Consider the following 25,212-nt stretch of genomic DNA (forward strand, 5'->3'; position numbering starts at 1 on the left):
ACCGTTTGTGATGAAATACCCCGATATGGGTTACGGCTATCTCATCGAACTCAAATATTTCAAACGGGACGAACTCACCGAGGCCAAACTGAAACAGACGATCGAGGCGGCGCAGACCCAGTTGCGCCGCTATCTGGCCGACGACCGGCTCAAACACTACCCGCCTCACATCCGTTTCATCGGACTGGTGCTGGTCTATCACGGTTGGGAACTCGTGTATCGGGGTGCCGTGTCCAACGCCTCGTGAAAGGACACGCGTTTTCCAAGGAGTTTGCCTTGAAGAGGCTTCATGGGAAAACTGGTTCTGAGAAAATGCTAGACTCTGAATAGTTGCCGCAGTAAATCATTCTTTGCTCAATCAGAATTTAATGATTTGATGCTACACAACACCCTGCTTGTGTAACTCCATGAAAAGATCGGAACATTCCAGCATTACGGCACAAAATGGCTCATCAACTTGGTTTATTACCCTCTGGCACCCTCCATTGTTTCATTGAAAATCTCGAGACTCAGACAGAACCGGGTGACCTGGAAACGGTGGCCCGGTTGTTTGCGGAAAACAAAACCAGTGAAGGCCTTTTCACATTGGCGGCCTTGAAAAAGGAGGTCGGTCTTCCGCCAACGTTCCGCTTCTGGCGCAAGTTTTCATCAGAATATATGACACGGCGTTGTCATCGCCCCCTCGAAGAACAACAACGTTCCCTCGACCCACCTAAGGACGGAGAACTTCAACCGTTTATCTACAATCTCCCACCCATGAAAGGAGCGGAGTATATTTCTATCGAAGTCCTCAAAAATATATGGGATCAACTGGATCAATGGATTTCGAGTGAAATAGAAACCAATTTTGGGACATTAGCCAGATTTCTGGATAAACGTGCCCCCCATTGGCACCAGGTAGGGCGTGTTTGCTTTCATTTAGCGGAAAATAAAAATGATCCCGATTATCCCTTTGCGTTTATGGCAACCTATTCGCCAGAACTCTCAGAACATGGGACTGTTCGACACTTGCCCCTGAAACGAGCTCTGGAAGAGTATGCTGGTGCCAAAAACAAAAGACATCTCATCAATCTTTTATCGCCCATACAGTTAGCCTCTGAATCCAGTTCTTTGGCCAGAGAACTGGTGGAATCAGGCGATATCTATCATCCTCTCGCCTGGAGACCTCATGAGGCGTATCGTTTTCTCAAGGAATTACCTGTCTTTGAAACAAGTGGGATCATCAATAAATTGCCGAATTGGTGGAAAAAACGTCCACGCCCTCAAGTCTCAGGGACCATTGGTACAAAATCACCGGGAGCCGCCCTCAATGCCGCATCCCTGCTGAATTTTCGGGTTGAAGTGACACTGGGCGGAGAAACGCTGACCAGGGAGGAATGGAAAGAAATTCTTGAGTCACAGGAAGGCTTGGTATTGATTCGGGGGCAATGGGTCGAAGTTGACAAAGAACAACTTCAAGAGGCACTGTCACAATGGGAAAGCATAGAAGCCCAGGCAGAAAATGAAGGGTTATCCTTCATTGAAGGCATGCGTCTGTTGGCTGGCGCTCCTGTTGATTTGTCTGACAACTCTCGTCGCCCCAGAACCGCCGCATGGGCGTTTGTTCAAGCAGACGAACAATTACAGCAAATGCTCGCCAAAATGCGGCAACCTGAAACGCTGGATTCCGTATTACCTCAAAAGCAATTGAAGGCCACATTGCGTCCGTATCAAGAGGTCGGCGTGAAGTGGTTGTGGTACCTGAACCAGCTAGGTTTAGGCGCATGTCTGGCCGACGATATGGGATTGGGCAAAACCATTCAGGTGATTTCGCTGTTCCTGATTTTAAAACAACAAAAAAAATCGAAACCGTCCCTGCTTGTTCTGCCCACCTCGCTCCTGGGCAACTGGAAAACAGAACTGGAACGTTTTGCCCCGTCTCTCAAATGTCTGTTTTTCCATCCCTCACGTGTGAGTAAAGCAGAGATGGATGACCTTGCCCACTCAAAAAAAGTTTCAGACTGTGATGTGGTGTTGACCACCTATGGCATGCTGTTACGTCAGGAATGGCTTGAATCCATTTCATGGCGATTGGTGGTGCTGGATGAAGCACAGGCGATCAAAAATCCGGGAACGAAACAAACTAAAAAAGCCAAGAAACTGAAAGCCGAGTCCAAAATTATTTTAACCGGAACTCCTATTGAAAATCGCCTCTCGGATTTGTGGTCACTCTATGACTTCATCTGTCCGGGATTGTTAGGTTCCGCAACCCGTTTTAAAGACTATGTCAACCTGCTGGACGCACAGGACAACGCCTCCTATGCCCCGTTGAGAAATCTGGTGCAACCCTATATTCTCAGGCGACTCAAAACCGATAAAAGTATTATTTCTGATTTACCTGATAAAACAGAAGTGAATGCCTATTGTTCTCTGACCAAAGAACAAGCCCGTATTTATCAGCAAACCGTACACGAACTCGCACAGGCACTGCAACAGCAGGATGGCATACAACGACGGGGGATAATCCTGGCCTTTCTTTTACGCTTCAAACAAATCTGTAATCATCCCTCTCAACTGTTAGGCGATGGCGTGTATGACCCTCTGAAAAGTGGAAAATTTTCAAGGTTAGCCGAAATTTCCGAGGAGATCAGTTTGCGTCAGGAAAAGCTGTTGGTGTTTACGCAGTTTCGCGAAATCTGTGATCCACTGGAGTCGTTTTTAAGCCATTGCTTTGGTCAACCGGGAATAGTTTTGCATGGAGGAACCCCGGCTCAGAAAAGGCAAGCGATGGTGGAATCATTTCAGCAAGAAGAAGGACCGCCTTTTTTTGTGTTGTCCATCAAAGCCGGAGGGACTGGATTGAATTTGACAGCCGCCTCGCATGTTATCCATTTTGATCGCTGGTGGAATCCCGCTGTAGAAAATCAAGCCACCGATCGAGCCTTTCGGATTGGCCAAAAAAAGAATGTACTGGTTCATAAATTCATTTGTCCGGGCACCATCGAAGAAAAAATTGATGCCATCATTACGGAAAAATCCGCTTTGGCAGATAATTTGCTCGGTGGTGATGGCGCTGAACGGCTATTGACAGAAATGAGCGATCAGGAATTGATTAACATGGTCACACTCGATCTGGATAAGGCCATGCTGTAGTGTGACACTCGGGAGATTATTATGGGGAATTATTATGGAAGTTGGGGGCGTTATGTCCCTGTTGCGGAACGCCGTGCGTCTGCCGCGAAGAAAATGAAACAACTGGAAAAAAAAGGTGAAAAAATTGAGCCTGTCACCATCAACGGACGAAAGATTACGACTACCTTTTGGGGAAACGCATGGTGTACCCATCTGGAAAAATTCAGTGATTTTGCCAATCGTCTGCCCCGAGGTCGAAGTTATGTAAGGAATGGTTCCGTTTGTCATCTCTCCATTCAAAAATCCACGATTAACGCAAAAGTCAGCGGCTCCTCATTGTACAACGTCACCATCAAGATCAAACCTCTGCCTCAAAATAAATGGACTGACATCAAAAATAAATGCGCGGGTTCCATTGGTTCCATGCTGGAATTGCTACAAGGCAAGTTATCCTCCAATATCATGAAAGTGGTGACCGACAGTGAGAAGGGATTATTTCCGCTACCCTCGGAAATTGAATTGAAATGTGATTGCCCCGATTGGGCCACGATGTGTAAACATGTCGCCGCGGTTTTATATGGCGTGGGTGCCAGGCTTGATCAGTCACCGGAACTACTCTTTGTCCTTCGGGAAGTGGATCATGAAGAACTGATTGCTACGGATCTTGGTGTGTCCACTGAACCGTCACGAAAACGCCAGGTTACCGGAGATCTATCCGCACTCTTCGATGTGGATCTCGAAGACACCCCCTCACCGCAAAAAACAGAAAAAAAGCCTGCAAGGATTACTAAAACACCCACCAAACCAGCCAAACAGCAACCAGCCTCAACGCTTCCTGCTGATATCACGGCGGCCACCATTCAAAACCTGCGAAGTAAATTTGATATGACTCCATCCGAGTTTGCGAAACTCCTCCATGTCTCGCCGCAAACCATTAAAAACTGGGAAAGCAAACCTGGTGTCCTCAATTTACAAATCGCACACCGTTCAGCACTCAAAGGAGTTTGGAACTGGACTAAAAACAATGCACACCAACAACTCAAAATGTAAAAATACTTGTCTGCCGTCCACCGACAAGATGCCCCATTTTACTCTTTAAGTTTATAATCACAGAGTCGCTATTGTGTTGTCGACCACGCCTATGATATATTTTTGATTGAATCACAGAAATTCTTCCATTATCTCTACTGGCAGGCACTATGAATAAATGGATTGTCTTGTTGATGATTACAGTAAGCTTCATGTTTCAGGGATGCGATGAACCAACGTCAGAGTTTGAACAGGTTCCGCCCGGTGATGAAGCAAATGAAGATTCTGTCAACGCCGATACTTCTCAGGTCAATGCCAACAGTCCATTTGATGCCATCATACTGATCAACCAGAATGAAGAAACGACCCGTAAAACAGTGGTCACCCTCCAGTTAAAAGCTAAAGACACTGATAAAATTATCGCTTATCTGGTTTCTGAATCAGAAGATATGGTGTCAAACAGTTCCGCTACATGGGAAAAGGTGGATCCAGCTTCCCGGGAACCTGATATTGCTGTTGAATTTACCTTGTCTTCAGCCGCAACCAAAGGCCAGCACTCTCGCACCGTTTATGCCTGGTTTCAAGACGCGGAAAAAAATATATCACAGACTGTCAGTGATAGCATTGTTCTGGATGTCAATGACATCACACCTCCATCAAAACCCGCACTACTGATTAACAGCAATGATGAGGAAACCACATCCACACTGGTGAGTGTCTCATTGTCTGCGGAAGATGATGAAGAACTTGTGGGATATTATGTGTCTGAATCTTCGACATCGCCAGCAAGCACTGCCAAAGAATGGAGTGTGATTCCCGGTGGAAAAACATGGGCCGCCACCATAAACTTCACTTTGTCCTCAGTGAATTCTCAGGGAAAGTATAACAAAACGGTTTATGCCTGGTTCAAGGATGCTGCCGGAAATATATCAAGCCATGCCAAAGATTCGATTTCGTTGATTGTTAATGAATCCACGCCTCCGTCAAATGCGGCTGTTGCCATTAACAATGGAGCCTCAAGCACAAACAGTACCGATGTAGAATTAAAATTGAGCGCGACGGACAATGTGGGGGTTGTGGCCTATTATGCGTCAGAATCAGGCACAACCCCGACCGCCAACGCGCAAGGCTGGATTCAGCTTTCTTCTTTCATCAGCAACACCGCACGGGTCAAATTTTCGCTGTCAACTTCAACAACCCCCGGTAGCTATACCAAAACAGTGTATGTCTGGTATAAAGACGCAGCGGGCAATGTTTCCCTGACAATCAGTAGCAACATCACACTGGTGGTGAGCGACACAACCGCGCCTGTCAGCAGTTCTTTCATGATCAACAATAATTACGCGGTTGCCAGCACGCCCAATGTCAGCTTGACGCTGGTCGCTTCAGACAATGTAGGAATCACCGGGTACTATGCCAGTGAATCAGCATCTACCCCCTCTGCTACCGGATCAGGCTGGACGGCTTTTGGACCTGATACAAATCTCCAGCTCAATGCGGGATTTTCATTGAATCCCGCAAACAATCCCGGAATACAGACCCGCAGTGTTTATGTGTGGTACAAGGACGCGGCCGGAAATGTATCGGCTCCTGCCAGCGATTCCATCTTGTTGGAAACAGCGGATACAACGTCACCGACAAGTCCATCCCTGAGTATCAACAACAATGTTTCCAGCACCACAAGTTCCTCAGTCACTTTGTCCCTGTCTGCTGTGGATAATGTGGGTGTCACCCAGTATTATGTTTCCGAATCATCCGTCACTCCATCTGTCAATTCCGGAGGATGGTTGACAGCGTCAGGCTCTCCGGCCACTTTTTCTTCGACAGCGGCCTTTTCGCTGTCAACAACCACGGTTGTGGGAAATTATACCAAAACGGTTTATGCCTGGTACCGTGACTCAGCCGGAAACGTTTCAGCCAGAGCCAGCGACTCCATCACACTGGTTGTCAGTGACACCACCGCACCCGACAATCATTCCCTCACAATCAACAGCAATGACGCGTCCACGACATCTACGGCGGTGACACTGAATCTTGCGGCAAAGGACAATGTCGGTGTGACCGCCTATTATGCGTCTGAAAGCAGTTCAACGCCTTCAGTTTCAGCCTCAGGTTGGCAAACTGTCAGTTCCTCCACAGATTATTCGGCATCGGTCAGTTTTACCCTGATTTCACCTGTGATCGCAGGCACATTTACCCGGACAGTGTATGTGTGGTACAAGGATTCTGCCGGCAATATTTCATCCCCTGTCAATGACCAGATCTCTCTGGTTATTTCTGAAAACACACCGCTGGACGCACTCTATGCCCAGCAATGGCATATCAAAAATACCGGACAGTCCGCCTATGCCAGTGTCAATGGAACAAGCGGTGAGGATATCCACATGGCATCAGCCCTCAACAATGGCTATAAAGGCACAGGCGTCAATGTGGCGGTGGTCGATACCGGACTTGAAATCGCGCATGAAGACCTGACCGCCAATATCATCTCAAGCGGTTCCTGGGATTTTACGGACAATGACACCAACCCGACACCTTCTACAAATGGAGGGGATCATGGTACCAGTGTTGCCGGATTGATCGGCGCACGGGACAATGCTCTCGGCGGTCGGGGGGTCGCTCCCAGAGTGAATCTGGCAGGCTATAACTATCTGAAATCACAATCTACCAGCAACTGGGTTGCTGCACTTGGCGGTACCTCCAGCAATCCAAATTCCGCAACGATGGCCATCTTTAACCAAAGTTATGGCAATTCGACGGCCTATGATTTCCAGCCGTCGTCTACGATTGAAGCCCAGTACATCAATGGAATCACCAATCTGCGAGGAGGAAAAGGCGCCTTGTATGTCAAGTCCGCGGGCAATGGATTCAATCAGTTGGGCAGTATGAACTGTAGTTCCGGATTGCCCTGCCAAAATGCCAACATGGACGCTTACAACGCATTGCCTTGGCAGATTGTGGTGGGCGCTGTGAATGCGGATGGCAAAAAAAGCAGTTATTCGACTCCGGGTTCTGCCCTCTGGGTAAGTGCTCCCGGAGGAGAGTATGGCTATGCGTCTTCAGGATGTGTTTCAGATGCCTGCAAAGCGGCCATGGTGACCACCGATTTGTCAGGGTGTGACAGCGGTTATGCCACGACGGGTGCATCAGCCAATCCGTTTGAGGGAAATACCAATGGACTCAACACCAACTGCAATTACACATCGGTTTTCAATGGAACATCCTCCGCGGCGCCTGTCACTTCGGGAGCTATTGCGTTGATTCTGCAGGCAAACACCAACCTGACATGGCGTGATGTGAAACATATCCTTGCGTCCACTTCAGACAAGGTAGATTCAAGCCATGCGGGTAAATTGATCACGCTCGGAGAAACCAGCTATCAGGCGGAACTCCCATGGATCACCAATGCCGCAGGATACCACTTTCATAACTGGTATGGCTTTGGACGAGTCAATGTGGATGCCGCGATTTCAATGGCAACCAGTTATTCCGTAAACCTGGGAACACGGGTTGCTTGTAACTGGCGAAGCAGTGGAACCCTTGAGCAGGCAATCCCTGACGGTAGTGCCACGGGTGCTTCTCACACCATCAATGTCACGGATAATTTGACGATTGAAGCGGTTCAGATCAGAGTGTCTGTCACTCACCCCTACACAGGGGATTTGGGGATTGAACTGGTGTCACCTTCTGGAACAAAAAGCATCTTGCTCAATATCCTGAATGGCTTTGCAAATGACACGAATCTCAGTGACATGCTACTCCTGAGCAACGCTTTTTATGGCGAAGGAAGCTCAGGAAACTGGACAGTCAAAATCATTGATGGTTCTGCGACTGACTCGGGAACATTGACCAACTGGCAGATCCATATTCATGGAAGAAACGGTAGTTGTGGAGCCTGAGTTCATGGGGTCGGATTCAATCAAGAGGGGGATGTTTATGAAATCACAAATCATAATGGTTTTTGTCGGGTTCATTGCTTTGGCTGGAATTGTATGGGGTGATGAAAACACACCGGATCTGGCTCAAAAAAAAATTGCCAGGGCACCCACTGAGAGGATGCTGAAGATACAAGCATTGGAGAAGGGACCCGTAGTTGCCGTGGAGCATGAAAATTACTGGATGATGCCTGAATTGAGAGCCACACCTGATAATCCACCGAATCTTTTTTTGAAACCAACCACACAATCCCGCACTGAACAGGCGGAATTCAGAAAGTTTCTGGAAAAATCAACATTTGTGGAGCAAAAAGGAAATTTCAAGGTCTTCTCCCAGATCACCAAGGCGTCACCCATGCGGGTCGAACGGATTTCCGCACGTACCAATTATCCGGTACTTCTCAATCAGCGAACCGGCGTGTTTGCCATTGTAACCGGCAATGTTCTGGTCAAACTGAAAGAAATGACTCAGGTGGAGCCCCTCGCACAGGAGCATCAACTCAAACTCATCCGCCGGTTTGACGCGATCCAGACCGCCAGTTATGAGTTTATCGACCAGGACATCCTTCATGCCTTATCCGTTTTGCGGCAGGATGTCCGTGTTGAAGAAGCCAGCCTTGAACTCATTGAACATCTACAGATTCCAAATTGAAACGAGTCACCACCATAGATTAAATTATTTTCTCACACCTGATTTGGGTTTTCCAATTTATGCACCGTCAAAAAAATTTTAAGCTGGTTGTCTTTGCTGGTGCGTTTTTGAGCATGAATGCGGGATACATCAATGCGATTGCACTGTTGTCCATGTTTCATCTGGCGGTGAGCCATGTGAGTGGAACTGTTACCAGAATTGGTATGGCTGTTCTGCCCTGGAATGAAAACCATTTTTTCGAAGGCCTGGGGCTTTTGGGGTGTTTCTTTCTGGGAGCAATGATTTCCGGACTGGTGATTGGCCACCATCAATTTAAATTAGGGCGACGTTATGGTGTTGTGCTAATGATCCAGTCCCTACTGCTTGGAGTGGCCACCTATTCTCTCAATCATCAACTGATTCAGGCTGTTTACCTGACATCTATGGCCTGCGGACTCCAGAACGCCATGGCCACCAGTTACAGTGGTGCCGTGATTCGCAGTACGCACATGACCGGGGTCGTGACCGATCTGGGACTGCTCATTGGCCATTGGCTTCGAGACCGCAAGATGGAACAATGGAAACTGGTTTTGCTGGGGTTCCTTCTTCTTGGATTCATCACTGGCAGTTTTTTGGGTGATGCCTGTTTTCAGCTCATGCAAAACGATGCCTTGTGGCTGTCATCCATCACTAGCGGAATCGTTGGTCTCACCTATTTTCTGTATCGCCAACGCCACAAGATTCGCCGTTTTCTGGGCCTGCCAGAACTTCTGAATCCGACAAAAGAATAACTTTGCAAAGCTTTTTAACCAGCCTCCTATGCTCAGATCTGTAGAGACGCGCATATAGCACGTCTCCTTGACATCCACCTTTTCAATATTACCAGTGAATCCCACGTGACAGATAGGCAAACGCGATGGACTCCGCCGAGAGTTTGGGTGTTTCGCCATCACCCGGTTCGCCGTCTGGGAACAGACGAAATCCCAGATTGAGCAGCACATTGGCGGTTTTGGGCGAGATCGCATGCAGAATTTCCACCGCTGTCCCCATCGGTGTTGCGGCCTTGCGGTCTTTGGTGACCAGTGGATACAAGGCCAGTTTCGCGGCCTGATCCGGTGTGAGTGTTGGCACGTGGTCATACATCTTGGTTGGTCCAATCATCGGTGTGCGAACCAGCGGCATATACACAGTCGTCAGCGTGACGTTGTCATGCACTACTTCGGACGCAATGGACCGGCTGAAGGCATCCAGTGCCGACTTGCTGGCGACATAGGCTGAAAATCGCGGCACATTGGTCTGACAGCCAATGCTGGAAATGTTGATAATGTGACCATATTTACGTTCCCGCATTCCCGGCATGAAACCAAGAATCAGTTTGAGACAGCCAAAATAGTTCAGATTCATGGTGCGTTGATAATCATGAAAACGGTCATACGATAGATGGATCGGACGGCGGATGGAGCGTCCGGCATTGTTGATCAGAATATCTACACGGCCATGATCTTTCATAACTTTATTGACCAATTCCCCAATGGCCTCCGGATCGCTCAAATCACAGGAATAGACATAGGCTGTGCCGCCCATCTGTTCCACTTCCTGTTTGGCGATTTCAAGCTTATCCAGGGTGCGTGCCACCAGAATCACGGTGCCATGCGCCTTGGCCAGGCGGTGAGCCATTGCCAACCCGATCCCGCTACTGCCACCGGTGATCATGATGATTTTTCCGCTGATCAGACGCTCGAGATTCTCCATTCCACGACTGGTGGCCTGTTCCCATTGATCTTTGAAAAATTCAGGAATGGAACGTCCGCCGGTAATAACTTCGGGGGTTTGGATGAGGGCATGGGTCATTCCGGGTTTCTTGCGGTTCTGGCTGAGGATTGGTGACATGTGCGCTTCCCAGAAATACCACAGCACACGCGAATAATCCTTGAGTGGTGGGCAGACAATTTTACTGCCTTTGAGGGCATTTTCCGTATTTTTGTGGTCAAAGTCCGTTTTCCATTGAAACAGTTCCTTGAAATTTTCAGGAAGTTCCAATTTTTCGAACAACTGTTGCTGAACCAGTGAACCGAATGGAATTTTACTCGCCAGATTCCAGGGCAGGGCTGAAATCAAACGTGAACCAGGCGCGGAAAATTGCGGCGCATGAGCTACTTTACAAAACTCATTGATCACATCAATCACCTTGATCGGTTCATCGACCAGGTGAAATGTCTGGTTGTCCAATCCTTTTTTGTGCGAAATATAGTCGATCGTTCGCCCCACATAATCGACAGGCACCAGATGCCATTGTCCACCTTCCACACCGAACATTGGTACCCATTGAGGGAATACCTTGCCCAAGGCCTGAATGATTTTGAAAACATAATAAGGTCCATCGGTTTTTTCTGCTTCTCCCGTGGTGGATGATCCGACCACGATTCCGGGTCGGTAGATGCGGAATGGCACCTTGGCCCGTTCCCGAACAATGATTTCAGCCTGAAGTTTGGTGGTGGCATAGGGACTTGGTGTGTCTTGTCCTTCCTGTGTCATGTCTTCTGTAAAGGTTCCCGCAAAATCTCCGGCAACATAAATGGTACTGAGATAATGAAAGGTCGCACCCAGTTGATTGGCAAATTCAACCGCGTTTTCTGTTCCCTTGACATTGATCTGCTGGCAGGATTTTGCATTGGCCTTGAGATCAGACAAAGCCGCCATATGATAAAAATGCTGAACATTGGCTTTCAGTTCTGTGATGGTGTCAGCATCCAACCCGAGGTTGACTTTTGTGGTATCACCGAAAACCGGTTTGATCCTCTGGGTAAATGCGGCCCAGCGGTGTTGCATGACCACTTCATAACGATCACGGTCTGGTTCCCAAACCAGAATATAGATGGTTCCCTTGCGTTTTAGCAGTTGATCCACCAGATGTTTGCCAATAAAACCATTTCCGCCTGTAACCAGATACATTGTTATCTCCTGTGAATGAGTGAATATTGAATTGAATTTAATCCGTATTTTTCGGCTATACTGTCTCTTAACAAAGATGTTGGAGTTTGGCTACACCCTGTTTGAATATTTTCGAAAAATTCATGAAGTGTAGGGCGAAGCAATAAGCGTTATGTCATCGCTGAGGTTCGCTACTGGCAAAGTCATACAGGAATGTCAAAGCATCCAAGGGGAAGAGGACAAGAGCTTAAAATTATTCTGTGATCATCAACCGTTCTGTGATGGCATCTGCCAACAGCAGGCCTTTGGGTGTGAGCGCGAAGGTTGCCCCATCGGGACGATAGGCGAGACCTTCTTCATAAAAACGTTCCGCCAGTTTTTGCTGGAACAAGGACCATTTCACGCCAAAGCGGGATTCCCAATTACCAACATGGATTCCTGAGGGTTGTCTGAGTGCCAGCATGAGAAATTCATTGGCTTTCTGCACCAATCGCAAGGTTTCATGAAACTCCAGAAATTCCTCCCCCTGTTGAATTCGGCGAATATAATCACTGGCTGAACGGGTGTTGCCCCACCGTTGATGGCCCATGGTGGAATGCGCGCCAGAGCCGATTCCCAAATAATCGGCGCCACTCCAGACCAGCATATTGGATCTGCTTTGTTTTCCGGGACGGGAAAAATTGGATACTTCATAATGATGGTAACGTGCGGAAGCCAGTGTTTCAATCGCGGCAAGATACATGTGTTCGAACAGCGCTATGTTTTCCTGTGTCCATGCCAGCACCTCCGGTTGATGTCCAAAGGCTGTTCTGGCATGCACTTCCAGGCAATACAGGGAAATATGAGCCGGTTCATATTGAAGCAATGTTTGCAGATCCGCAGTAAACATTTCAAAGGACTGTCCGGGAATTCCAAACATGAGATCCACATTGTAGTTGGTGATGCCTCCAAGTTCAATATTGTGAATGGCCTGATGAAAGTGTTTTGCTGAATGCAAGCGTCCCAATTTGTGCAGTGTGGATGTGTTGAAGCTTTGTCCTCCCAGGCTGACACGGTTGATGCCAAGCCCTTGAAGTCCGCTGATGTATTCTTGTGAGACATCTTCCGGATTCAATTCCCAGGCAATTTCCATTTCACCGGAAAAAAAGAAATATTTTTTGAGAGCGTTGATCAGACGTTCTGCTTCTTTGAGATTGAGGCTCGAAGGGGTGCCTCCGCCGACATAAATTGAACGTAGTGCTTTGGACCATGGTCCCCATTGATGAACCCGAAGTTCCATTTCCTGAATCAGCGCATCCAGATAATCCTCATGCAGAGAGGGGCGGTTTTTCCTGACCGCAAAAGTACAGAACGGGCAAAGTTTTCTGCAAAATGGAATGTGGATGTAAAGCGCGCGCATGACGATCAATGGGTTCGTAGGGTAGGACTATCCACTTTTTTCCAGGTCAAATAGCAATTGGCGGCAAAGATCAGAAACGCTCCGACCCAACCCGTGATTGACAATGGATGGTCTGCGGCGATCCAGGGGCCGAGAAATGCGGCCAGTAGAATTCTGGTGGAGGAGATGATACCGCTTTCTGTCGCAGAAATAACTTTGAGTCCCAAGGTGAGAAAATATTGCCCTGCGACACCCATAATACCACAGGCCAGCAGATATTTGAGTTCCAGCAGTGTGGGTTGATGAATGACGGGCCATGCATAGAGCATGGATATCAGCGATCCCAATCCGAACATCATCAGCAGAATAGTTTCAGTGTCATCATGTTGTCGGGCCATATTCAGGAAAATGATGGAAATAGCCGCAATAACGCCCGAAGCCAGGCCCCATAAATTATTGGGGTTCCAGTTCAGTTGGTCAGGATTCAGGATCATGATGATGCCGACAAATGACAATAACACCATGCCATAGACCATGGGTTCATGGCGTTGTTTTAGAAATAACCAGGAAAAGAGCGCGATAAACAGGGGATACGTCATATTGAGAATGTTGGCTTCTGCCACAGTAGTCAGGGTGACAGCCTTGAAAAAACAGTAAACCGCAACCACATTGGAGACTGTTCGCCAGAATAGAAGATCGTAACGTTTGGGACGGAATGGTTTTCGCTTGATCAGCATCACGCCCAAAATCATGAAAAAGCCGAGCAAAAACCGGAAAAACACAAAAAATGAAGAATCCAGTTCGACATCCCCCCGTGACCAACGGATGCTGGCAGTGGATAAATAAAAACAGAAGGCGGAAACAAAGACCGACAATCCGCCCCAAATTTCATGGGAAACGCGTTTCATGAATGTCTATGCGGCAAAAGTGGGCAATAAAATTCTAATGAAGGATTGACTGATTGTGAATGGAAACGGGGTCTGAGAGCAAGCTGATTATTGGGTGTGTGAGAAAAGAGAGGGGGAAGGATTTGAGTGATGAACTCAAATCCGTGTTTTACAGATCAATGTATTTTTTAACATGTACGTCCCTGAAAAGTTAATCAAATGGATAATTCGTGAATGTACTCATAGGCTTCGTATTTACCCTGACCGATCACTGTCAGTGAAACCACTTTCTGCTGGGGCAGTATCGTGATTTTGCCTCCTTTGGCCAGAAAACTATCCATTGCTTGCACAACTTCGTTATGAGTGACGTGACGTCCCTTCATTTTGCGGTTCATAAACCCTCCAGCATAGTAACGTGAATCAAGACGAGAACCAGCTCTCGTCAGGTTAGAACCTGTCCTGATTATTTCAGGTTCAACCACTAGTTTGTCCGTAAAATAAAAAAAATGAAATGCCAAGAATTATTTTAAAGAAAATGTAATTTTTCTTCATGTTTTCGGAAAGCAACTAACGTGCCGAATTATCCGTGATTCAGGTACAGCGCCTCAAACCAACAGAGCTGTTCATTTCTCCTTATGTTGATCGTAAACCGGATGGTAGGCGGGGATTACAGGCCCCGCAAACGCCATAAATCGTACGTTTGACGTGCACGTAGACTCGTCCTACCAGAGGAACAGCCTTGATTCTCACAACAGTTCATTCTTCCGATTTTATAAAAATCAAAAAATACTTGTCTGTTAGAATCGGGACTGTTCTAAAATGAGTTCAGAGTAGCACAGTGCTTTTTTGATTCACTGAAACTGAATTTTAACATTCTGATCAATGATTTTACATTTCAGAGGATATCTCATGAACTTTTCAATTATGAAACAACTGAAATTATGCTTGTTTCTGTGTTGCGTGTTTATGGGCCAGACAGTTCTGGCTGACACCATTCAGGACATGTACAATCGTTCTTACCAGTATGAACAGGCTCAGGACTATGGCAATGCGATCAAAGCGTTGTCTGAGGTTCAAAAAGAATATCCTGACACCTACACGATCAATTACAGGCTGGGATGGTTGTATTATCTTGGAAAAGATTATACCAGTTCGCTCTTGCATTATGATCGGGCCATTAAAGCACTTCCGACTTCCCTGGATGCCTTGTCAGGTGCTGCCATTACACTGATAGCTCAACAAAAATGGTCACAAAGTGAAGAACGCCTCAGGACTTTGGTCAAAATGGATCGCTATAATTTTACCGGGAACCTGAATCTGGCTTATGTATTGCGGATGCAAAAACAATTTGAGAAGGGCCAAAAAATAATCCTTAAAATGCTGGAGTTGTATCCAACCAATGTTGTTTTGCTGACGGAATCAGCCATGAACTACGTTGACAGCGGAAATATGTCAGCGGCACTGGCTCTTTTTACGGATATTGGTCTCCTTGATCCACAAAATCCGACAGCCAATTACTATCTCATTCAAGCTTCTAAAAAATAAGAAAATTTAAAATCAAACACAGCACTTTCTGCAGGTTTATGTATGAAACGAATTCTGTTCTGTCTATTTTTAATTCTGAATACGGCTTTGGCAAGTGCCTACACCATTCAGGATTATTTTCTTAGTTCTTACCAATATGAAACGCAACAAGACTATGATAAAGCCATTCAGTACATGCTTGCCGTCAAAAGGGTTCAACCCGAAGGGTACACAGTCAATTTGAGACTGGGCTGGCTCTACTATGTGAAACAGGATTATGCGAATTCGTCATTTCATTATCAATTGGCGATGAAGGCTGTTCCGTCTTCTATGGATGCCAAAGTCAGTGCCACATTACCGTTGATGGCACAGCAGAAATGGGCGGCGGCTGAAAAAATTCTGAAGGAGGCGCTTGCCATCCACCCGAATGAACCATCGGCTAATCTTAAACTCGCCTATGTTCTGCGGATGCAGCAGAAATATGATGAGGCCGAAAATGTGAACAACAAAATGCTGGCCTTCTATCCTCTGGATGCCGGATTTCTGGCGGAACAGCAATTAACACAGACCGCAAAGTATCCTGCTTCGGCTTATGCGCCGTTATCCCCCTGGGTAGTCAACGCATCAGTCTATTCTTCGTCAATCACCTATACAGATTCTTCTTTGAAAACAGACGCGCAACAAGTTGGCGGAATGCTGTCTGTGGGATATAACGCCCATGTGCTGGAAGTGGCACTGGATTCTGTAACGGTCACCAACAAAACACCTCCGGAACTAAAGCAGTACGATTATACGGCGGCCTATACCAACTACAGTTTTGAGTCTCAAAAATTTCGTCTGGGAGGCCATTATATTGAATCAACCAACGACGCGACCAATGCAGGAACCGTGATCTTTGTCGGGTATAACTACTATGTGCCTGCCAGTTGGAATGCTGGTTTCAATCTGTATCAATCCTCTTACGCCAAATATGGAACGTATTCGATTGCCGGACAAATTCAGGGTTTGACCGAGGAGCCCGCATTGACGGTCATGCAGATTAGTCCTCAGGTTGGTTTCAATTTTGGTGAAGGGCTGTTTTATGCGGAAACCGTGCTGGATGTTATTCTGCCCTCTGATAATCCTGAACTGGCAGAAGATACCTATTTTTCCGGCCAGCAATCACTTTCTGCCTTTTACAACCAGTGGGCAACCGGCGTTTATGTAGCCGGTGGAACCCAGGTGTTTGGCGTGGGACAAGGTGGTTTTTCAGTGTCTAACTCTGCCGATGAAAAAACAGGCGGCTATGGCGTTTATCTTCAATACACTACGGCTATGCGGCTTTGGACCATGCTGAGCGCCGATACTGTATTATCCAAAGATCCCGGCACGGAGGACACTGTTACAACCAGTGTTTATACCGTCAAGTTCGGATATACTTTTTAATCCTCGTTTCTGTTGTTTGGGAGAACTATGAAAATTCTTTTGAAAATAATGATTGTGGGGCTGATTTCTCTCAGTGTAGTCAGTTGTTTTATTCCCGAAGAGGAAAAGACCGATGATATCAACAGGCTGTTGGGAGATTTGGCGGGAACATGGGTTGCCACATCTGATAACGATACCTTGGTGTATGTGATTGGTGAGGATAACACAGTGACATACTGTAAACTGGAGAATGGATTCAAAGTTGCGGAAGCTGAAGCGACACTGTCGAACGGCAATGTAATCTGGAGTGAAGGAAAGGTTTCCAGTTTTTATACCGCTAGCGACGCCCTGATTGAAAATTTTAAAGATACGACGGGTTCTACGGCTGAATCCAGCATGACCATTTACGAGAAAGATGATTTACCCACGGCCTGTGCCAATGAGATCACCCTGGATGGTTATTGGGTTTACAGTTCCGACAGTAAGACGCTGGCTTACGAAATCAAATCAAATAAAACCACAATTTACTACTGTGAACTGGACAGTAAAGGAACTCGCATATCCCAGGCGAAAGGAAGCATATCCAATAATGCTGTAGCGTGGGCCTCCACTAAAAATTCCGCATTTTCACTTTCAGGAGGAGCTTTGGTAGAAACGTTCACTGATACATCGTCAGGAACCGCCAGCGAGCAAATTACGCCTTATACTAAAGCCGTCAAACTTCCCGATGGCTGTAGCACAGATCTGTTTGTCAAGGTATGGACGACAACTTCCGGTACAAAAAAATATTATTATAATATCGGCACTTCGGGCATTGTGGGCTATTGTCTCATCGATGGCAACACCCTTTCTGTTTATTCAGCATCCGCAGGTAATTATTCTGATCATTCGATTACCTGGAATTCATCCACCACCCAAAGCACAGTGAACATCAGCAAAGGGGAAATGTCAGAAGATTTCGGTGGTACTGTGAGCACCTATTCCAGTACAACTCTGCCAGCTACTTGCAAGTAAGGAATAATCAAAAAATAACATAGAAAACTTTGATGCGTGATCCTCTCTGACGCGAAGGCAATCGCTGGTAGCGTCGGGTTACGTTCCGACGTTCTCCGCCTTTTACAACTTTTTGCCGTTCCTTAGTGAAGTAGCACCAGACTGAACCACGGGATGAAGGTGACAATCAACACTGCCAGCACCTGAAACACCAGAAACGGGAGTGCGGCATTGTATAATTCCATCACAGGTTTGTTGAATCTGAAACTGGAAATAAACAGATTCATGCCCACGGGCGGAGTACAATATCCCAGTTCGAGATTGGCCAGAAAAATCACTCCCAGATGAACCGGATCAATGCCATAGGAATTGGCAACCGGAACAATCAACGGAACCACCACCAGAATCGCCGAAAAAATATCCAGGATTGCCCCGACAACCAGCAAAAAGAGCGTCAACGCTCCAAGAAAGATATATTTGTTCTGAATATGGTTCTGCAGCATTTCAAACAATTGATCAGGAATTTCTTCATCCACCATGTAATTGGACATGGCTGAGGCCGCACCCATGATCAGAAAGATTCCTCCCACCAGCACCATGGATTCCCGAACAATCCTGGGAATGCCTTCTTTGATCGTGATGTCCCGATGAACCAGGACTTCAATGATCAGGGTATAAATGGCCGCCATCACCGCACTTTCCGCGGCCGTCAGAAATCCGCCATAAATTCCGCCAAAAACAATGACTGGCAGCAACAATTCCCATTTGGCATCCCACAATGCAGGGCTGATGGCTGAGAGTTCAACAGGTTGCCTCGGAATAGCATTGCGGTGGGCTGTGTAGATGCAGTAAAGCGACAGCAGAGTGATCATGAGCATATAAGGCAGCAGAGTCGCCACTTTCATGTCGTCAAAGGAGGTTCCTGAAATGATGCTGTACAAAATCAGGGGAATGCTGGGAAAAATCAACACGCCCGGACTTCCGGAAGCAGTGATGTGGCCAAGACTGAATTTTTCACCATAACCATCTTTCACCAGAGCCGGAAACAGCAATCCCCCCAAAGCGATAATAGTGACACCACTGGCACCTGTGAACGCAGTAAACACACTGCATGTGAGCAGTCCCACAATGCCGAGTCCACCTGGAAACCAGCCAATGATTGATCGGGAAACCCGGATGATACGCTCGGGAGCCTTGCTTTCTGCAAGCAGGTACCCTGCAAAGGTGAACAGGGGGATTGCGACAAACGCCTGTTGTGATGAAACCTTGGAGAGGTTGATGATCAACAGTGCCGGTTCACTGTCAACCTGATGGAATAAAATCAGTGCGAGTCCACCCAGAACAATAAAGAGAGGGGTGCCTAAAATTGCGGAAAGAATGGTAACAAGACCTATCAGCCAACTCATAGAACCTGACTTTGATGGGATGCGGAGGATTGTCCCACATCGATATTCAACAGAATCAGCGCATGTTCGAGAGCTCTCAACACAAAACGCGACATCATCATGTAAAACCCCAGCGGAATGATCATCCGGGAAATCGATTGGGGTATCGGTAAAAAATGAGATTCCACAGCATTGGAGCCTTGCATCATCCTCACAAAATCCATTCCGGCTGAAGCCATGAACCAGACCACAAACGCTGACAACAGGCTGGTGACAATCGCAACCCGATGTTTGTTGGCTGGAGACAGAAATTTATTGGTCAGATCAACACTCATGTGATGCTGGTCCAATGTCGCAATCGAACCGCCAAGCATGGTGATCCAGAGCATGCTGTATTGCACCAGTGGATCAATCCAGAGAAATCCGGTAGAGAAGGCGTTGCGTAACACCGTCTGAATCGCATACAGCACGATGGTTCCTATCAGAATGATGGAAAGCAAAACAATTTCCATATAGCCAATTCTGCGATCCAGATCAAAAAGCCAATGCCATTTCATCGCTATATCCCCTTATCCGAAAGAGTTGAAAGTAAATTATGCCGACGCAGAGGCGTAGAACCATATCATTTTTCAGATTTTTTTCGGCTTCGTACTTCCTGAATGTAGCCTTCAATTTCTTTCAGGAAATCCGCGGTAAAAAATTGGCCGTCAGCCACAATTTTCTGACGGAGCCATAGATTTTGCTCCTCTGCCAACTTGACGGAATCAGCAGCGTAATGGAGCACCCCGATGCCATAATCCTGAAGCGTTTTGAAAGATTCCTCGTTTTCTTTGCGCATCTGTGATTTCTGGCTAACAGAAAGTTCCCACAACGATTTTTTGACGATGGTTTGTTGTTCAGTAGTCAACGAATCCCAAATCTGGCGTGTCAGTAAAACTCCGCCGGTGGAATACAAAATAGGCTGGTCGCCCACATATTTTGCTTTGCGGAACCACTGAAATCCAATGGCCCCCATGGGAGTGTTGGCAAAACCATCCAGAGCACCGGCTTCAAGCTGCAACAATACATCCGTGATGGGTACAGTGATCGGTTTCATTCCGTTTTTTTCCAGAATCATCGGTGTGATCGGCTCTCCGGGCATGGCCCACATCTTGACCCCCTTGAATTCTTCCACATATTGAGCATTGACGTTGGTGAACACATAAATCGGCCCGACTTCGGCCCACCCCAGAAACACGAATCCTTTTTCCAGAAATTTATCTTCAAAAAACTTAGTAGTTTTTTCGGTGACATAATCGAGTTCCTCATAATTCTGAATCAATCCCGGAAGTCCCAGAATCTGGAATTCAGGCACAATCTGGGTCAGTGCGACACTGGTGAACGCGGCACCGTGGATATGATTGATGCGAATTTTTTGTAATACCTCATTTTCATCGCCCTGTTTTCCTCCGGCATACAGTTTCATATCCAGAGCACCTCCAGTTTGCTCCTCAATTTTATTGAACGCGACTTTGGTGGAATTGGCCCAACTGGTGCCTTCCGGTGCGAGCAATGCGTATTTGATGCGGGTTTTGCCGGCTTCAGATAAGGACGGGAACATCAGGCAGGAGAGAATCATTGCGGTAATAACGAAACGAAAAGACATGGCACAACTCCTTAAAATAAATTGTCTTTTTGAGAAATCAGGCGTTTGGCCTGAGTTTTGGCAATCACATTGGGCAGCACATAGTTTGGCAGCACATCATCCGGGGTTTGAAGCACTTCATTCAGCAGGGAAACAAACAGTTCTTCATCCAGCATCTGTACCGCATAACGTTCCGCATACATGACCTGAGCCAGCAAAAACTTGCGTTCGCTCAAAACCAGCGCCTCTTCAAAAAACTTTTTACCCTCATCCGGACGTCCACCCAAGGCTGGAGGAATTGAGGATTCAAAGGCTCCCATGGCGATCAGGGGTAATCCGAAAAAGAATTTGCGGTCCAGTTCCACCGCTTTCTCAATCATCATTTTGATGCGACCGATGTGGATGGTTTCACGGGGGGAATCCATGCTGTGAGTAATCGCCAGCAACCAGTTCATCCCGCTGTAAACCAGTCCCGGTACATCTTCGGGTTCCATTTCCACAAGGGCTTGTTCAAACGCGTTGAAATCTCCAAAGACATTGGCCATGTAGGCTTTGTGGTGCACCAAAGTCTGTAATCCATGCTTCCTGCCACGGAGATAAAACTTTTTGGCTCTTTCCGATAAAATTGACGCATGAACTGGATCCACATCCTTGAGTTGCTGAAAGTCTTCTTCCACAAAAGCCAGAGCATAAAATAAAAAACTCTGGGAAAGGGCTTCATTGAGTTGTTTATTATCTGGCGAAAGTTTTAGAATGCCTTCCAGCAGTTTGACGTTGCCGGGGATCGCGTCTTTGATAAATTCCAGATCATTTTCCTGCATGATCGCGGTCACAGCTTCAGGAACGACCGCATCAGCCGCGGAATCCACTGCAAAACGGGTGATGGAGCATCCGGTTGTGGTGATCAGCAACCACAATACCAGACTCCAATGAAAGTGAGGAGCGCGTTTCATAAAGACCTCATGATTAAAGAAATTCAATGATTGAGCGGGATTGTTTTATGAGTAGCAATTTTGAAGGGGGAATGTCAAAGAATCCGCATTAAAAAATGAGAACCCATGATTGTCAGCGTGATATGTTGAATGAACCATCTCTCAAACAAAACCACATGAAATGAGGGCTTGGCATAATTCCTGAAGTGTTTTGAAGCACAACAAACTCCTGAAAAGCCGCACAAAAAAACATGACAGGTGAAAAATGCGACCACGAATTCATGCGGGCAAAACTGGAATAAAATGGCTGGGCTACGGTCTGATCTGGTTTGGCTGTTCCGGGCAATCGACCTCTAAATCATTCAATCCCCCAATTGCGGTAGACATATTCAAATTTGATCAGGGGGGCGATGTCGCTATTACACCGGAATTATTACTTTTTGCGGGAATCGGGGTTGTTTCACTGATATTATTGTTTGTGCTTCTGAGCCTGCTGGCCCGAAGACGCAAACGGCAACGAATGAGGAAAATATCCGACGATAAAGTGAATCGACAATTGATTACAGTCTTACACTCCAAAAAAATTGATGAAAACACCCAGGCTTTTATTCGTATCATGGTCAAAAAAGCATTGGGATCAACAGATGCCCAAGATATTCTGTCAATGGTGAAATCGGCCCTTGTTTTTGAAAAGGTAGTGATCAAATTTAAAAAACGGAAACTGACTCAGGCGACGCTTAAAAAAGTTTTTCAATTGAGAAGGAAGCTGGGATTTGAGTTTTCCCATAAAACGGTACCGTTTGTCGCCAGTCAGATGTTGTCTATCAAAACAACCCTCGAATGCCTTTTACCCTACAAACCGCATCCCCTGGAGTTTTCCACACAAATTCTGGATATCAGTGAATCCAGGTTCATGGTCAAAACGCCGGTTGTCAAAGGCCAACCAGCCAATTTCAAAAAACTCAAACAAGTAACGTTCAGGATTCACCGGGAGGATGGCTCTGCCTATGAATTTGCGGCTCCGTTCATTAAACAGATTGCTGGCAAGATCAATGTCGTTGTGTTTGGGCATACCGCTCAGATCAGGCAAATAAAAGCACCTGACTATGTTGAACCGGAGTCAGATTCGGATTCAGAACCGGATTTGATACCCGTGAATGTTCCCGCTACGTTTGATCTGTTTTCTGAATCATCGGTTGATGAGCATGGACAGGCAGAGACTCCTTCACAAAAAACTGAATCCCCGGTCAAAAAGAGTGTGCCAGTTTCGACTCCTTCACAAAAAGCGGAAAAGTTGCCGGAACACGACGAAAAAGATAAGAATGCTTCAGCAATTGAAACACCTGAAGACGAACAGAAAAATACGAAATATAAACCATCTACAACAGACCTGGGACTGGATCCGTTTGATGATGAGCACGTGTTTGATGACGACAACTAAAAATCGGTCAGAAGGGCACTTTTTTAAACTTCAGTAGATAAATCCAATGGCCAGAAATGCTCCAGAGACGCTGACCTGCGCTTTTTCCACCGGATTGAAATAGTCTGCGCATGCTAGATTTTTTCCAGATTCCCCGACGCACTGTCTCGCGTGTAATTGAGCGGTTCCTGCCGAAGTTTTTTCTCCAATCATGATCGTAGGAGGGGGGGCTACGGAATGCTGACCACCAATCTGGAAAAACATCCCCTGATACAGAATTTCCCAGACAAATTTGGAAACCGCACCGGTAGAAGTAAGCAGAATAGGGGCTCGACCCGTAAAATCTTCATCAGGAGCATTAATCCGGCCATTCATTGGCGGCAATTCTTCTTTTTTTGAGTAATAATAGACGCCACCTCCGGGGATAAAATTAAACTGGATATTGTTGCTCATCTTGAGATTCATCACAAATCCCAGATTCCACATGGTCAATCCCTGTGCTATTCGATAAGTTCTTCCGGGTTCCATGCCAATATAGAGTTCCTGCATCAGATAAGGTCCTATATTTCCGCCAAAATACATCCCGGGGCGCATGGCTTCAGTCTGGTATTTACTGTAGGGAATGTGAACCGCTTCGGATTCTGCGTCTTCGCCCGAGACAGCATAATCATTCAGCCAGGCATCTTGCATTCCGGAAATTGATAAAGAACTGCCTGCCGCTCCATACCTTAAAGTTGAAGAACATCCAGACAGCATGGATGATAACAATATTCCTATGACAGCAACAGATTTAATCCACATCATTGATGGCTCATGATTCAAGTTGTTTCCTTTTCCTGACATTTTGTTCTCTCCATTTTATACTTTTCCAAGATTAGCAAACAGAAGTCTTTATGCGCAAGGATAAAATACCTGAAGTTTTGAACTGTCCATGCAAGTTTTTCCCTGATTCAACTTACTGCTTGCTCTCAATGGTACAAACTGGCATATCTGTTCCATCAAGGTTTATACGCTTAAATTCCGGTTTTTTTAACAATACCATTATTATGGAGGCAAATGAAGAAATTGTTTCTAATCTTATTATTCACAGGGTTTGTTACCATTTCTCATGCGGAAACTTGCTATCTGCTGGTGGAACGTGCCGGAAATTTTGATGGAAAACTGATTCAATCCCTGCTGATCCCCATTGTTAATCAATATCGGGTTCCGGTTGAGCCTCCACCGTTTTCAGGGGTTCGTCCGTCAGATTGCACCTATACTGTCAGTGTGAGCGAATCCATGCAGGGGTTTTTACTCACGCTTTCAGGACCTCAATTGAATATAGTGGGAACCTCCAAAACTCCCGGAACGGACGGTGTGATTCATGCGCTGCTTCAAGGCATCTATGGCACACTCACCCAAACAGAAAGAGCGCAGATTTGTAGCCAATACAAGCATTTAATGAAAAGTGACTGTCAGCCGGTATCGGCAGTAGTGGCACTGTATGACCAGAACAGTGTGCCTTACAGAGAAGGACGGGAAGTCAGGGAAGGGGAAAAATTCAATGTGATGCTTCAGCCGGATGACGATGTGTATGCCTATGTGATCAATCGGGATACGCAGGAAAACTATTTTGTGATTTTTCCCAACACGGAGGTGTCCCAACATAAAAATCCGTTGAAAAAAGGGCAGAAATATTATTTTCCACCCTTGGACAGTGATGTGGTGTTTGGTTTTGACCATAATCCGGGACAGGAAACGTTTTATTTTGTGATGTCCACAACCCCCATGAATGATCTGGATGAATTGTTTGTGAAATTACAATCCAGCAAAAACCCGTCTCAATATCAGGCGACAGGTGCCCAATTGGAAAAAGCGGTCGCATCTCGAGGCATCGCCCTGAAAAAACAATCCAACTCCAAGCCGTCAACAAAGGTTTCCAATGGTGAACTGGACTCCAAGTTGGGCGAATTGCTACAGGGCAATGGTGCGTTTGTGGAAATGATCCGACTGAGCCATGTACGATAATTTTGCTTTATTTGGGTGAGC

Annotated in this window: 20 protein-coding genes; 11 read left to right on the forward strand and 9 right to left on the reverse strand. The window is 46.4% G+C overall.

Annotated elements, in window-relative coordinates; all coding sequences use genetic code 11:
- The first annotated feature begins 25 nt into the window (after positions 1-25).
- The 6 genes from HQM11_11005 (at position 26) to HQM11_11030 (ending at position 9,497) form a co-directional block, all read left to right on the forward strand.
- Complete coding sequence (locus tag HQM11_11005) at positions 26-247, forward strand: hypothetical protein (protein ID MBF0351551.1); 222 nt, start codon at positions 26-28, stop codon at positions 245-247.
- A 197-nt stretch (positions 248-444) separates the two neighbouring features.
- Positions 445-3,132, forward strand: coding sequence for a DEAD/DEAH box helicase (locus HQM11_11010; GenBank protein MBF0351552.1), 2,688 nt, complete (start codon positions 445-447; stop codon positions 3,130-3,132).
- Positions 3,133-3,153: 21 nt separating this feature from the next.
- Positions 3,154-4,161 (forward strand): hypothetical protein, encoded by a 1,008-nt coding sequence (locus tag HQM11_11015; protein ID MBF0351553.1) that lies wholly within the window; start codon positions 3,154-3,156, stop codon positions 4,159-4,161.
- 149 nt (positions 4,162-4,310) lie between these two features.
- On the forward strand, positions 4,311-8,039 hold the full coding sequence (locus tag HQM11_11020) for a S8 family serine peptidase (GenBank protein ID MBF0351554.1): 3,729 nt from the start codon (positions 4,311-4,313) through the stop codon (positions 8,037-8,039).
- Between the two features lie 37 nt (positions 8,040-8,076).
- The gene (locus HQM11_11025) at positions 8,077-8,727 is read left to right on the forward strand and encodes a hypothetical protein (GenBank protein MBF0351555.1); all 651 of its coding nucleotides are present in this window, start codon (positions 8,077-8,079) and stop codon (positions 8,725-8,727) included.
- A 59-nt stretch (positions 8,728-8,786) separates the two neighbouring features.
- Positions 8,787-9,497, forward strand: a complete 711-nt coding sequence (locus tag HQM11_11030; protein ID MBF0351556.1) for a DUF1275 domain-containing protein — start codon at positions 8,787-8,789, stop codon at positions 9,495-9,497.
- An 88-nt stretch (positions 9,498-9,585) separates the two neighbouring features.
- Here the strand turns inward: HQM11_11030 and HQM11_11035 are convergent, their stop codons facing one another.
- The 4 genes from HQM11_11035 to HQM11_11050 form a co-directional block, all read right to left on the reverse strand.
- Complete coding sequence (locus HQM11_11035) at positions 9,586-11,658, reverse strand: SDR family NAD(P)-dependent oxidoreductase (GenBank protein MBF0351557.1); 2,073 nt, start codon at positions 11,656-11,658, stop codon at positions 9,586-9,588.
- 232 nt (positions 11,659-11,890) lie between these two features.
- Positions 11,891-13,036 (reverse strand): radical SAM family heme chaperone HemW, encoded by a 1,146-nt coding sequence (hemW, locus tag HQM11_11040; GenBank protein MBF0351558.1) that lies wholly within the window; start codon positions 13,034-13,036, stop codon positions 11,891-11,893.
- A 5-nt stretch (positions 13,037-13,041) separates the two neighbouring features.
- Positions 13,042-13,923 carry an EamA family transporter gene (locus HQM11_11045; protein MBF0351559.1) on the reverse strand — a complete coding sequence of 294 codons (882 nt, stop codon included), beginning with the start codon at positions 13,921-13,923 and terminating at the stop codon, positions 13,042-13,044.
- Positions 13,924-14,117: 194 nt separating this feature from the next.
- The gene (locus tag HQM11_11050) at positions 14,118-14,297 is read right to left on the reverse strand and encodes a hypothetical protein (protein ID MBF0351560.1); all 180 of its coding nucleotides are present in this window, start codon (positions 14,295-14,297) and stop codon (positions 14,118-14,120) included.
- A gap of 514 nt (positions 14,298-14,811) precedes the next feature.
- Between HQM11_11050 and HQM11_11055 the strand changes: the two genes are divergently transcribed.
- From HQM11_11055 to HQM11_11065, 3 genes are read left to right on the forward strand one after another with little or no spacing between them, the layout of a single operon-like run.
- Positions 14,812-15,447 (forward strand): tetratricopeptide repeat protein, encoded by a 636-nt coding sequence (locus HQM11_11055; protein MBF0351561.1) that lies wholly within the window; start codon positions 14,812-14,814, stop codon positions 15,445-15,447.
- A 42-nt stretch (positions 15,448-15,489) separates the two neighbouring features.
- The gene (locus HQM11_11060; GenBank protein MBF0351562.1) at positions 15,490-16,851 is read left to right on the forward strand and encodes a tetratricopeptide repeat protein; all 1,362 of its coding nucleotides are present in this window, start codon (positions 15,490-15,492) and stop codon (positions 16,849-16,851) included.
- A gap of 27 nt (positions 16,852-16,878) precedes the next feature.
- Entirely contained in the window at positions 16,879-17,844 is a 966-nt protein-coding gene (locus tag HQM11_11065) for a hypothetical protein (GenBank protein ID MBF0351563.1), read from the forward strand.
- 122 nt (positions 17,845-17,966) lie between these two features.
- On the opposite strand, the gene HQM11_11070 is transcribed toward HQM11_11065, so the two are convergent.
- The 4 genes from HQM11_11070 to HQM11_11085 form a co-directional block, all read right to left on the reverse strand.
- Positions 17,967-19,229 carry a TRAP transporter large permease subunit gene (locus HQM11_11070; GenBank protein ID MBF0351564.1) on the reverse strand — a complete coding sequence of 421 codons (1,263 nt, stop codon included), beginning with the start codon at positions 19,227-19,229 and terminating at the stop codon, positions 17,967-17,969.
- Complete coding sequence (locus HQM11_11075; protein ID MBF0351565.1) at positions 19,226-19,765, reverse strand: TRAP transporter small permease subunit; 540 nt, start codon at positions 19,763-19,765, stop codon at positions 19,226-19,228. The genes HQM11_11070 and HQM11_11075 overlap by 4 nt, the downstream gene beginning before the upstream one ends.
- Before the next feature lie 65 nt (positions 19,766-19,830).
- Positions 19,831-20,853, reverse strand: coding sequence for a TRAP transporter substrate-binding protein DctP (gene dctP, locus HQM11_11080; protein MBF0351566.1), 1,023 nt, complete (start codon positions 20,851-20,853; stop codon positions 19,831-19,833).
- A gap of 11 nt (positions 20,854-20,864) precedes the next feature.
- Entirely contained in the window at positions 20,865-21,785 is a 921-nt protein-coding gene (locus tag HQM11_11085; protein MBF0351567.1) for a hypothetical protein, read from the reverse strand.
- A gap of 244 nt (positions 21,786-22,029) precedes the next feature.
- Between HQM11_11085 and HQM11_11090 the strand changes: the two genes are divergently transcribed.
- Positions 22,030-23,205 (forward strand): flagellar brake domain-containing protein, encoded by a 1,176-nt coding sequence (locus tag HQM11_11090; protein MBF0351568.1) that lies wholly within the window; start codon positions 22,030-22,032, stop codon positions 23,203-23,205.
- A gap of 30 nt (positions 23,206-23,235) precedes the next feature.
- On the opposite strand, the gene HQM11_11095 is transcribed toward HQM11_11090, so the two are convergent.
- Positions 23,236-23,988, reverse strand: a complete 753-nt coding sequence (locus HQM11_11095; GenBank protein ID MBF0351569.1) for a hypothetical protein — start codon at positions 23,986-23,988, stop codon at positions 23,236-23,238.
- 252 nt (positions 23,989-24,240) lie between these two features.
- Here HQM11_11095 and HQM11_11100 point away from each other — a divergent pair, with 252 nt between their 5' ends.
- Positions 24,241-25,191 carry a DUF4384 domain-containing protein gene (locus HQM11_11100; protein MBF0351570.1) on the forward strand — a complete coding sequence of 317 codons (951 nt, stop codon included), beginning with the start codon at positions 24,241-24,243 and terminating at the stop codon, positions 25,189-25,191.
- The last annotated feature ends 21 nt before the right edge of the window (positions 25,192-25,212 follow it).

Source organism: SAR324 cluster bacterium, assembly GCA_015232315.1.
Lineage (GTDB): Bacteria > SAR324 > SAR324 > SAR324 > NAC60-12 > JADFZZ01.

Bases quoted from the DNA above. Each gene is read 5' to 3' on its own strand.
- HQM11_11005 (MBF0351551.1), top strand. From the start codon at position 26: ATGGGTTACGGCTATCTCATCGAACTCAAATATTTCAAACGGGACGAA.
- HQM11_11010 (MBF0351552.1), top strand. From the start codon at position 445: ATGGCTCATCAACTTGGTTTATTACCCTCTGGCACCCTCCATTGTTTC.
- HQM11_11015 (MBF0351553.1), top strand. From the start codon at position 3,154: ATGGGGAATTATTATGGAAGTTGGGGGCGTTATGTCCCTGTTGCGGAA.
- HQM11_11020 (MBF0351554.1), top strand. From the start codon at position 4,311: ATGAATAAATGGATTGTCTTGTTGATGATTACAGTAAGCTTCATGTTT.
- HQM11_11025 (MBF0351555.1), top strand. From the start codon at position 8,077: ATGAAATCACAAATCATAATGGTTTTTGTCGGGTTCATTGCTTTGGCT.
- HQM11_11030 (MBF0351556.1), top strand. From the start codon at position 8,787: ATGCACCGTCAAAAAAATTTTAAGCTGGTTGTCTTTGCTGGTGCGTTT.
- HQM11_11035 (MBF0351557.1), bottom strand. From the start codon at position 11,658: ATGTATCTGGTTACAGGCGGAAATGGTTTTATTGGCAAACATCTGGTG.
- hemW (MBF0351558.1), bottom strand. From the start codon at position 13,036: ATGCGCGCGCTTTACATCCACATTCCATTTTGCAGAAAACTTTGCCCG.
- HQM11_11045 (MBF0351559.1), bottom strand. From the start codon at position 13,923: ATGAAACGCGTTTCCCATGAAATTTGGGGCGGATTGTCGGTCTTTGTT.
- HQM11_11050 (MBF0351560.1), bottom strand. From the start codon at position 14,297: ATGAACCGCAAAATGAAGGGACGTCACGTCACTCATAACGAAGTTGTG.
- HQM11_11055 (MBF0351561.1), top strand. From the start codon at position 14,812: ATGAACTTTTCAATTATGAAACAACTGAAATTATGCTTGTTTCTGTGT.
- HQM11_11060 (MBF0351562.1), top strand. From the start codon at position 15,490: ATGAAACGAATTCTGTTCTGTCTATTTTTAATTCTGAATACGGCTTTG.
- HQM11_11065 (MBF0351563.1), top strand. From the start codon at position 16,879: ATGAAAATTCTTTTGAAAATAATGATTGTGGGGCTGATTTCTCTCAGT.
- HQM11_11070 (MBF0351564.1), bottom strand. From the start codon at position 19,229: ATGAGTTGGCTGATAGGTCTTGTTACCATTCTTTCCGCAATTTTAGGC.
- HQM11_11075 (MBF0351565.1), bottom strand. From the start codon at position 19,765: ATGAAATGGCATTGGCTTTTTGATCTGGATCGCAGAATTGGCTATATG.
- dctP (MBF0351566.1), bottom strand. From the start codon at position 20,853: ATGTCTTTTCGTTTCGTTATTACCGCAATGATTCTCTCCTGCCTGATG.
- HQM11_11085 (MBF0351567.1), bottom strand. From the start codon at position 21,785: ATGAAACGCGCTCCTCACTTTCATTGGAGTCTGGTATTGTGGTTGCTG.
- HQM11_11090 (MBF0351568.1), top strand. From the start codon at position 22,030: ATGCGACCACGAATTCATGCGGGCAAAACTGGAATAAAATGGCTGGGC.
- HQM11_11095 (MBF0351569.1), bottom strand. From the start codon at position 23,988: ATGATGTGGATTAAATCTGTTGCTGTCATAGGAATATTGTTATCATCC.
- HQM11_11100 (MBF0351570.1), top strand. From the start codon at position 24,241: ATGAAGAAATTGTTTCTAATCTTATTATTCACAGGGTTTGTTACCATT.